The organism is Thermogemmatispora sp., from assembly GCF_042408735.1.
Lineage (GTDB): Bacteria > Chloroflexota > Ktedonobacteria > Ktedonobacterales > Ktedonobacteraceae > Thermogemmatispora.
Genome location: NZ_JBHOQV010000008.1, coordinates 1 through 10,635 on the forward strand (window position 1 = coordinate 1; position 10,635 = coordinate 10,635).

Genomic DNA, 10,635 nt, shown 5'->3' on the forward strand with positions numbered 1-10,635 from the left:
GCAGCGGTTGTCAGATCGATGGCGCAGCGCTCAGAGGCTCGGAGAGCCCGCCTTTACGGGCGCTCCTAGTCAATCTGGAACACCATCCCTAAGAGGCGTATCGGTTTCTTCATCTGCATACAACCTCCTTTCGGGATTCCAAGCAAAGCCTGCGCCTTGTGCCAGGGTCATTCCCTGGAAGTGTTCCCTGCCAGGAACACTTAGAGTATACCATGCTGTTTCACGGAAGTCAAGGAGGACCCGGGCAAGAGACGTAGCTTGTTGAAAATTTGCAAAATCAATGTCTGTCTTCTTGTAGCAGTTCTGCCGCTCAAGAAGCAGGAAAAGCTGGAGAAAGCTAGTGATGGCGAGGCTTGCCGGGCCGAGGCTGCCGACTGCTCCCGTGGCGCCCTTCTGTGTCGCTGAGGGAGCCTATGCCCGTTCTGTGCGGCGCTGGGGTTCTGCCTGGCATGCTGATGAAGAATGTGGGTTGCTAAGCGCGGGGACAGGGAGGGAGCGAACGTTGTTGGGGGGGCCTGCAGTTGAGCTAATAGATCAGGTAAATACCCGACGCAATATCGGGTATTTGCCGGATTTGCAGAGACGGCAAGTCGCCGTATGATGTGCTCGAAAGCAAGAAAAGCCGAGAGACAGAGAGAGCGTGCTCTGTAGCTTCGCTGGCCGGGGGCTACAGCGCTCTCTTGTGCGTGCAGATCGTTCTGCTTTCGGCATCGGCTAGGATTGAGAGGCTACAAGGTTGCTATGGAGCAGAGACCTCTACGCTTGTTGTGGTTGGTGTTGACAGCGCTGGCGCTGCTAAGCCTGCTGCTGGTGGCCTGTACGCGGCCCGGGACAACCAGCTCGACTGCCGCCAATGCGAGCAGCAGCAGTGGTAGTTCCTCAGCGGCGAGTGGCACCAGCGGGGGGAACACGGTGAAGATGGATGCTGCGAACTTCGAAGTGTCCTCTATCACCATCCGCAAGGGCGAATCCGTGACGCTGGTCAATACGGTTGCTGTCCCCCACATTATTCAAAACGGCTCCTGGGTCAATGGGACCGCTAAGCCCGGTATCGAGCCAGGAGCTCCCAAGATTGATGTGCAGTTCAGCGGCGACGATACAAAGCAGATTGGCCCTTTCACCACCGCTGGCACCTTTAAGCTCTACTGTACAATCCACCAGGGAATGAACTTGACAGTGATCGTCAAGTAACGTAGACGGGGCCTGATGCTCTGGGAGGGGGTCAAAGGCGGTGGCTGATCTCCTGAGTGAGGACAGGGAGGGCTGCCCCTACGTCCTCCTCCCGGAAAGAGCTGGCAGTTTGGGATTTTTGCAGATAGGAATGTTGGTTGCCCCTTTACACCGTTTTTGGCGCCAGACGTATCATAGAAATGGAGACTATGAATGAAGTCGGCGGTGGTGCGAGGGGTGCAACCTGTATCGGCGTTCGGGCGTATTCTTGTGAGGAGCGAGCACTTCCATCTGGGGGCGCCGCATCCAGATGGTCCCGCTCTTCCGTCCTTCTGGCGTTCAAGACTGCCCGAGGCACGAGGGCGCCGATCCTTATTTCTTTACTGCTACTTCTTTTTTCATTGCTTGATGGCTTGTTTACTGCAAGACCCAGTGCTTAATCGAGAGGTGACACGCCATGTCAATGGTAGCTGCAACTGAAGATCCCAGGCTCCATCGTGCTCTGGAACTGCTTGGCGGCTCGATCGATCCCGAAATCGAGCAGTCCTTCTCTTCCCTTGAGGAGCGTATCCTGGCCCAGGCTCTGGAGGATGTTGAGCGGGCCGAGTGGCGCCTGCGCGAGATCCAGCGCCTGGTGGGGGAACGTGATGGCGTTCTGGCTTAAGTGAGTGCCTGCTATCCCCTGTTCGCAGGTGTCGTGAGGCCGCGTGCTGCTCTTTTCCCCGTGGCCCGGCGGAATTCGCTGGCGGCTTTGGCGGGCGAGAAGAGGCGTGGTCTTTTGTCTCTTTATCCTTCCTGCTCTTGAGCGAGCTTCGCTCTTCTCTTCACTCGTTCTGACGTTCCTCTCCAGCTATGAAGATAGGCTATGTGTAGCTGTCCGCCGTCGCGATGCCGGCCCATCCGTCCGGCCCCGCATCGACACGCCGGGCCGGCATCGCTGAAGGCTTGCAGCTCCTTCTTCAGGGCTTCCTGGCCTATCCAGTCCTGAGTGGGCTAAGCAGGGCCTGGTTTCATCGCTTGACCCTCGTCTCTCATCTTCTACGGACCGTCTTCTTCTCCCGCTTGCTTGCTAGGCCGGCTGGGGAAAGCGTACCGCTCCCTGAAGCAGAGTTTCGAAGGCCTCCAGAGGCCGGCGGTCGTCATCCGCCTGCCAACCATCAGGGTGAGGCTGGAGATGACGCCTCATGAAGAGTTGGGCGACGAGCAGTTGCCTTGGTCCGCAAGAAGATGCCCCTTGAAGCGCCGTGGCTGCCTGCTCAAGCAGGAGGGTGGCGATGGTGACCTGAGCAAGGCGCTCCACCAGACCGCGCAGCGGCAGTTGGGCGGCTTCGGAGTCGAGCGCGGTCAAAGCCTGAATGCGGGTCGCCAGGTGCTCCAGGCTGGTTCGCAGAAGGTCGAGGCTTTCTGCTAGTTCCGGATGCTGGAGCGCGGCCAGGCGCTCTTGTAGCCAGGCGAAGAGCTGCAGGTGGCTTCCCTCACGGGCCATTGCCCGGGCGACATCGAGGACAATTACATTGCTGGCCCCCTCCCAGATGGCGTTGACGATGGCGTCGCGCAGCAAGCGTGGATTCACCCAATCTTCGACGTAGCCGTTGCCCCCACGCATCTCCAGAGCTTCCAGCGTGACGTACTCGCCCCGCTTGGGAATGTAGTACTTACACAGAGGGGTCAGGATGCGCAGCAGACGCCGATCATCTTCGTTCCCGTAGCGATCAACCCGCTCCAGGACCGCGGTCGTCTCGAAGGCGAGGGCCGCGCAGCCCTCGACTTCCAGCAGAAGGTCGACCAGTTGGCGCCGCATGAGGGGATGGTCGCAGAGACGGCGCCCGAAGACGATGCGTCCCTGGCTATGTACGGCGGCCTCTAGCAGACTGCGCCGCATGGCGGCCAGCGAGCCGATGGCGGCCCAGATGCGCGTCAGGTTGATCATCTCGGTCATCTGGACAAAGCCACGCTCGAGGAGGCCGACCTGATAGGCGAAGGCCCCCTCTAAGGTTACCTCGCCTGTGGCCAGCGAGCGCGTGCCAAGCTTCTCCTTTAAGCGATTGATGGTATAGGCGTTGCGTCTGCCATCTGGCAGGCGGCGGGGAACCAGGAAGAGACCCAGGCCTCGTGTGCCTGCTGGGGCGCCGTCGGGTCGCGCCAGGGTGAGGATCAGGTCGGCAGAGACATTGGAGCAGAACCACTTTTCTCCCCACAGTTGCCACTGGGGCCAGGGTTCTGGCCCCACCTGATCAGGTTCACTGACCTCTCGACGGCGGGCAATGGTCGCTGTCTGGCCGACGTCTGAGCCGCCCTGCTTCTCGGTCAGGAACATGGCTCCTTGTTGCAGTTCCTCAAGACGCAGGGCCGTCAGGTGGGGGAGAAAGCGCTGCTTGAGGGCTTCGTCGCCGTAGCGTTCCAGAACGCGGGCCAGGGCATCGGTCATGGAAACGGGACAGAAGACGCCCGCTTCGGCCTGCATCCCTAGATAGGCCAGGGCGAATTTCACGGGCTGGGGCACACGGCCCGGCCAGCCCAGGGCGCCCTCGCGGTGGGTACAGGCGGCGATAGCAAAATCCTGGTAGGCGATGCGCTCAAGCTCATGGTAGGCTGGATGAAAGATCACTTCGTCGATGCGCTGACCACGCTGATCATACTGGCGCAGTACTGGCCCATGACGGTCGGCGATGGCGGCCAGCGTGTCCATGCGTTCGGAGGCGACTGCTCCCATGTGTAGAAGGACTGGTCGCGCGCGCTCGTAGTCGTCGGGGGAGAGGTAGCGCTGAAGCAGTTGCTCCAGGATGGGATCGGCCTGATAAAAGTTGATGCCTTCGGTGCCTGGCATCAGGCTCTGTGCGTCCAGTGCGGGCACTCGTGGCCTCCTTTCTGCTTCACTGCTTATGGTGGTGGACAGAGGCCCATGCTTATCTTGGGTGGGCCACTTTCCCTTCCTTTCTTCCTCCTTCCCTCTCTACCACTGCCCATAGTAGGCAGTGTAGCACATCTGCTGGCTCCATGGAGAGCGAGGCCGGGCCTGCCTGCCGTTGTCTGACTGTCGTGGTTATGGTATGCTTTAGCAAAGAGAGCAGCGATGCTGCCGTTTTGTGCGGAAGGAGTCCGACAATGTGCACTCGTAGTTTCCTCCAGCGATTGCGTCCGCCCACCACCACCGCTGTGGGCGATTGCTCTTCGCCGGCCCTCGGCTCGCCAGACCTGCCTTCTCTCTTGACCGCCGCAGGTCATCCCCCCTATACTAAAGGCCACAATCGCGAGAAAAAGACGATAGCCTGTCCTGCTGGACAGCGGTGGCGATAGATGGATCATTTCGACTAGAGAGACGATAGAGGCGCTCCGTGAAGCTTGTTGTTCGCTGGCGTCCACTCGTGCTGATCGCCCTGGCCATACTCGGCCTGGCTCTTCGCCTCTATGGCTTGAACTGGGATGACGGCAATAGTTTTCATCCTGATGAGCGTGAGATTCTCTTCCACGTCGTGGCGATCGCCAGGCCCACAAGCTGGGCCCAGTTTCTGGATGCCGCCCATTCTCCCCTCAATCCACAGTTTTTCGCTTATGGTTCATTTCCGATCTATCTGCTGGCAGCGGTAGGGGCTGTCCTCAAACCTTTCTTCCCGGCCTTGGGAAGCTTTGCCAACCTCACGCTGGTGGGTCGCGCGATTTCGGCCCTCTTCGATACAGGCACGATCGTGCTCACGGCTCTGCTGGCACTGCTGCTGGTGGGGGACGAGCGGCCGGGCCGACCTCGTGCCTGGGCTGTGGCTCTGGTAGCTGCAGCGTTGGAGGTCTTTACTCCTCTGCAGTTACAGCTCTCGCATTTCTATGCAGTCGATACGATTCTGGTCTTTTTCGTTACTCTCACTGTCCTGGCCTGTGTGGGCTTGCTGCAGGGCAAGCGCCCGCTCCGCTGGACGCTGCTGGCTGGTCTGGGCTATGGTCTGGCCCTGGCAACAAAATTTAGTGCGGCCCCTCTGATCGTTCCGCTGGCTCTGGCCTTTGGGCTGCGCTGGTGGCGTCAAGGCTCGCTGGAAGGCTGGGAACTGCTGCCGCTCTCGCTGGTCACCAGCGGACTGGTCTTCTTTGTGGCCATGCCCTATGCTTTCCTCGATGCTCGCGACTTTATTCAACAGGTGGCCTTTCAGGGCGACCTCGCCCGCGGCCTGATCGATCTGCCCTATGTGCGCCAGTTCGCTGGCACCATTCCCTATCTCTACGAGTTGCAGAATATGGTCCTCTGGGGCCAGGGCTTGACTTTGGGCCTGGCTGCTCTGGCTGGGTTGCTCTGGCTGGGTTGGTTCTTGCTTGCGCGTCGCCAGCCCTCCGCCTGGCTGATTCCTCTGGCCTGGGTTCTGGTCTATGGGGCCATTACGGGCAGCTTCTATGTCAAGTTTATGCGCTATATGCTGCCCCTCTACCCGTTCCTTGCGCTGCTTGCCGCGTGCTTGCTGGTGAAGTGTCAGGACTGGCTGGAGCAGCGACTGACTGCCAGGGAGGGACAGGTTCACCATCGATGGCGGGCCGCCTATGGGCGCTTGGGGCCTGTGCTGGGGTATGGGTTGCTGGGGATTGTTCTGGCGGGCACCATCTTTCAGGGCCTGGCGCTGTTGAATGTCTATAGCGAGCCGAATACGCGGGTGATGGCCTCACGCTGGATCTATGCCCATCTGCCCCCGGGCAGTGTGCTCACCTACGAGCAGTGGGATGATCCCTTGCCCGTTCCTGTCGATGGCCATGACCCGGGCATCTATCGCCAGGCGACCTACCTGAACGCTGCTGGTCAGCCTCAAACTGGTCTGGATCTCTACGGTGACGATACGCCGCAGAAGGCCTGTACTCTGGCCAGGCTCTTGCCGACCGTCGATGCCATCACCATGCCGACTGATCGCCTCGATAAGTCGATCCCGCGTCTGCCGGCGCGCTATCCGCTGACTATTCACTATTATCAGCTGCTCTTTAGTGGAGAGCTGGGTTTCCATCTGGCCGCCCAGTTTGTGGTGCGTCCGCATCTCTTTGGGATTACGCTCGACGATAGCGGGGCCGATGAGAGCTATTCGGTTTTCGATCATCCGGTCGCCAGGATCTTTGTGCGCGATCACCCGTATCCTTATACCCCGCAGCAGCTCTTTGAGAGGCTCGTAGCTGGGGTTCGCTGGCCGCAATCTCAACCTACCGGTTCGCTCAACTGTGCGTTCTCGACCCCATAATCGGGGTCTCTTTCCTCCCAGGGCGGAGCTGTTAGCGGGACAGAATGGGCGGCAGATTCGTTGGTAATTGGAGGTGTTGGAAGATCGTGAGAGGCTCTGGCTCCGATCTTGCCGCTGCTACAACCTACCTGTGGCCGCTTGGTAGTACGCTAAGGGCTGTCTCTGTAGGCTCAGCGCTTGACAATCGGCTGTGGCCGGGGCGCCGAGCGATGCTGCTGTTGCCCTGGCCGCTGCAAGCTGGCTCAGGCTCAGGAGCTGGGAAATCTATGCTGCTGCTGATCGAGTACTCCTATGCTTGACTTGCTCTTTATGTGGGCGTTGGTGGAGCTTCTGGGCCTGCTCTGCCTGCCGCTGACTGTGACGGTCTTGCGTAATCTCCCCGACCGCGGCTGGGCCTTTAGCAAGGCTCTGGCGCTCTCGCTCTTTGCTTTCTGTGTCTGGCTGCCTTTGATGTGCGTCCAATCCTGGCCGTTCAGTCGGGCCTTTATCATCGGGGTCTTCGGCTTGCTGTTGATCCCCGCTCTCGCTGGCCTGCTCTTGACACGTACAACCCTCTTCAAGCTTCTGAGGACGAACGTGGGCTATCTGGCCAGTTGTGAGCTGGTCTTCTTGGGCATGGTATTTTTGCTCGGCTGGATTCGCTCCTATGGCCCTGATATCCGTGGCTTTGAGATGTTTATGGATGAGGGCTTTATCGCCGCTATTATGCGCAGCCCTCATCTGCCGCCGAACGATATGTGGTATGCCGGCTATCCGATCAATTATTATTACTACGCGCATTTTACGATCGTGGTGCTGGCAAAGTTCTTAGGACAGTCGCCCTCCATCGCTTTTAACACCGGGATCTGTATCTTTTTCGGCCTGACGGCGGTCAATCTCTTCGGCGTAACTTGCAATGTGATTGCCTGGGCCAGGCATGTCCGCGCTGCTGGCTCTCCCCCGAACGATGAAGGCGCGGAGGGGCCAGCTCTGGCTTTCCCGCGCCTGGTGGGGGCCATTCCGTATGGTCTGCTGACGATGGTGCTGGGCTTGATTCTGGGCAATCTGGCGGCGACCCAGCAATGGTGGCGTGATCATGGAGATCTCAGCCAGTTTGATTGGTATGCACCTTCGCGGGTGGTTGATAAGACGATTAATGAGTTCCCCGCCTTCAGCTTCCTGCTCTCCTGTTTCCACGCCCATGTGCTGGCTCTGGCATTCACGATTCTGGCTATCGCTTTGGCCTTCAATCTCTTCCTGGAACGGGAAGGCCGGGGGATCTTCATCTTTGGGCGCGGCTGGCGCTTGCCTCTGACACTGGGTGCGACGGCTCTGGTGATCGGCGCGCTCTTCACGATGAATGGTTGGGACTACCCGACGTACCTGGGCCTGACCCTGGTCTGTATTGCTCTCCAGCAGTGGCTGGTGCATGGACGTCGCTTCCAGGGCGACCTTCTGGTTGATGTTGCTGCCGCGGCGGTGCCGTTGATTATTCTCTCGCTGGCCTTCTATCTGCCCTTCTATTTGAGCTTTGTTTCGCCGTCTCAGGGCATCGGGGTGGTCGGCCCTGCCGATCGCTCACCTCCTTCGCAGGAGATTCTGATCTATGGCCTGTTCGCTTTCGTCTTTCTCTCTCTGCTGGTGGCAAGCGTGGTGAAATTGCCCGCCTTTGCCGAAGAGGAGGGGACAGCGGGAGAGGGGGAGAATGCAGAGACGTCCGTTGCTTCGCCAGCCTGGCTCAGGTGGCTGGTGCGCTTCAGCGGCCAGTGGTTGAGCTTCTGGGTGATCGCTCTCTTGGGGCTGGTGGCCCTGCTTTTGATGCGCAATAGCGGTACGTTTGTGGCGGCAGGCGCGCTGGCGGCGGTTGGCGCTGTGCTGGTGCTCTCTCACCTTCGCGATCGGGCTTTGGCCTTTACGCTGCTGCTTGGCTCGCTGGCGTTCGCTCTGGTGGCCGGCTGCGAGGTGCTCTATCTGCGCGATGTCTTCGCCGATAGTTATCCTCGTATGAATACGGTCTTTAAATTCTATTTTCAATCGTGGGCCCAGCTCTCGATCGCCTGCGGGGCTGCTCTCTTCTTTATCCTGGAGGCTCTGCGGCCCGGAGAGATGGTGACATCGCTGCAGCGTCTTTTGCAAGAGGGCTTGCAGGTGGTGTGGACGGCGGCCCTCTGTCTCTTGTTGTTGGCGGGGGCGGTCTATCCGATAGCGGGCAGCTATACTCGGACGGATCATTTCGCGCAGCGGAGCAATAGTCTCGATGGGTTGACCTATCTCTCTCAGACTGATCCTGGCGATTATGCGGCCATCCGCTGGCTCAATGCTCATGTCAGCGGTGACCCAGTCATCGTTGAGGCGGTTGGCCCAGACTATAGCGACTATGCGCGTATCTCGGCCTTTACCGGTCTGCCGACCATTATGGGCTGGATTGGCCACGAGTATCAGTGGCGCGTGAATTGGTTGAGGAATCTGACCTACGCCGCCGATTTTAATCGGCGGGCCAGCGATGTGGCTACGATCTATACCAGTCCCCAGGCCAGCGTTGTCCGCTCGCTGCTGGCTCTCTATCATGTGACCTATGTCTACGTGGGACCACTGGAGCTGGCGAAATATCAAACGATCAATTTGGGTCGCTTCTCGTCGTTCTTACATGTGGTCTATTCTGCCGAGGGCGTGACAATCTATCAGGTCACTCTATCCTAGGTGTGGCCTCTGCCCTTCCGGTACAGGTCGTATGAGGAGTTGGGTCTTGGATTTGAAGAGCTTTGAGCATCAGCCTGTAGATGGTCGCTCCGAACGGGATCTGCTGCTGGCCGGCCCGCTTACTGAGCAGGGCGATTCCGCCGAGCGGGCGCTGGCTCTGCCTTCCACTGAGCAGGGCGAGCAGAGAAGTCGTCGGGGACTCTCACGCGGGCAGGTGCTGGAGTGGGTGGCCTATGGGGTGGTGCTGGCGGTGGCGGCGGTGCTGAGATTCTGGGACCTGGGGGCGCGCCCGCTGCATCACGACGAGAGTCTCCATGCCTATTTCTCCCTCCAGCTCTCGCTCAACATTTTGAGCTATCACTATGATCCGCTGTTGCATGGGCCGTTCCAGTTTCATGCGATGGCGCTGGTCTATAAGTTGGCACAGGTGGTGGGAGTGCCCGACAATGGGGTGAATACGACGACGGTGCGGCTGCTGGCGGCGACACTGGGCACGGTGGTGGTGGGACTGCCATATCTACTCAGAAGGGCGATGGGACGGGTGGCGGCCTGGTTGGCGGCGGTGTTGCTGGCGGTGTCGCCGAGCCTGGTGTACTACTCGCGGTTTGCGCGAGAGGACATCTACATGGCGTGTTTCACGCTGGTGTTGGTGGTGGGGCTGGTGCGGTATGTGCAGGAGAGGAAGCTGAGGTGGCTGCTGGTGGGGGTGCTGGGGCTGGCGCTGTCGTATGCGACGAAGGAGGCGACGTTTTTGACGCTGGCGGTGGTGGGCAGCTATGGGGGAGGGGTGCTGGTCTGGGAGCTGGGGAGCCGGTGGAGGGTGAGAGAGAGGGTCGGGGGAGAGCCAGGCTGGTTGCCGCGGACGGCGGCCCCCCTGCTGTTGCTGGCCTACCTTCTCATCGGGGGAGCGGTGGCTCTGCTGTTCTTCCACTGGCTGCATAATCTTTCAATTTACATTACATCGCACCAGCAAACCTCAGATGCCTTTGTGGCTGCTTTGAAGGATCGTACTGTTCAGATCATTCCCTGGCTGGGCATAGCCCTTGGCTTGCTGGTCTTGGGGATCTTGTTGCGCGAGATGTTCATCGGGGAGGCCGCGGTAGAGGCAGCGCGCCAGGAAAAACCACGTGGCCTGGCGCGCTGGGTGGAGGAGGAGAGGCAGCCGGTGCTGGCGACGCTGGTGAAGATGCCCTGGACCCACTGGTTCTTTGCGATCCTGCTCTTCTGGGCCATCTTCCTGGTCCTGTTCACAGTCCTCTTTACCAATATCAAAGGGGGCATCGGCGATGGCATCTGGGCTGGTATCTACTACTGGCTGGAACAGCAGCAGGTCGCGCGCGGGGGGCAGCCGTGGTACTACTACCTGCTGCTGATCCCGCTCTATGAGCAGGTGGGGGTGGTCTTTGGGATCGTGGGGATCGTGCGCTGTCTGCTGAGGCCGACGCGCTGGCGGCTGTGGTTGGTGTACTGGTGCGTGGGGAACCTGGTGTTGTACTCGTGGGCAGCGGAGAAGATGCCGTGGCTGACGATCCATATCACGCTGCCGCTGATGTTGTTGGCGGGGCTGGGACTGGAGCCGGCGGTG

The 10,635-nt window shown here is 59.8% G+C and carries 6 protein-coding genes; 5 read left to right on the top strand and 1 reads right to left on the bottom strand.

Going from position 1 to position 10,635, the window contains the following annotated elements:
* Window positions 1–741 precede the first annotated feature (741 nt).
* Together ACFMO7_RS00660 and ACFMO7_RS00665 are read left to right on the top strand one after the other, a co-directional pair.
* Window positions 742–1,191 (top strand): plastocyanin/azurin family copper-binding protein, encoded by a 450-nt coding sequence (locus ACFMO7_RS00660; protein WP_376793612.1) that lies wholly within the window; start codon window positions 742–744, stop codon window positions 1,189–1,191.
* Window positions 1,192–1,633: 442 nt separating this feature from the next.
* Window positions 1,634–1,834 (top strand): hypothetical protein, encoded by a 201-nt coding sequence (locus ACFMO7_RS00665; protein ID WP_376793613.1) that lies wholly within the window; start codon window positions 1,634–1,636, stop codon window positions 1,832–1,834.
* Between the two features lie 405 nt (window positions 1,835–2,239).
* On the opposite strand, the gene ACFMO7_RS00670 is transcribed toward ACFMO7_RS00665, so the two are convergent.
* Complete coding sequence (locus ACFMO7_RS00670; protein ID WP_376793614.1) at window positions 2,240–4,024, bottom strand: acyl-CoA dehydrogenase family protein; 1,785 nt, start codon at window positions 4,022–4,024, stop codon at window positions 2,240–2,242.
* A gap of 481 nt (window positions 4,025–4,505) precedes the next feature.
* On the opposite strand from ACFMO7_RS00670, the gene ACFMO7_RS00675 reads away from it, so the two are divergent.
* From ACFMO7_RS00675 to ACFMO7_RS00685, 3 genes are all read left to right on the top strand, one after another.
* Window positions 4,506–6,371, top strand: a complete 1,866-nt coding sequence (locus tag ACFMO7_RS00675; RefSeq protein WP_376793615.1) for a glycosyltransferase family 39 protein — start codon at window positions 4,506–4,508, stop codon at window positions 6,369–6,371.
* A 291-nt stretch (window positions 6,372–6,662) separates the two neighbouring features.
* Complete coding sequence (locus ACFMO7_RS00680) at window positions 6,663–9,050, top strand: DUF2298 domain-containing protein (RefSeq protein WP_376793616.1); 2,388 nt, start codon at window positions 6,663–6,665, stop codon at window positions 9,048–9,050.
* Window positions 9,051–9,096: 46 nt separating this feature from the next.
* Window positions 9,097–10,635: flippase activity-associated protein Agl23 (locus ACFMO7_RS00685; protein ID WP_376793617.1), on the top strand; the 1,539-nt coding region annotated here is incomplete at its 3' end.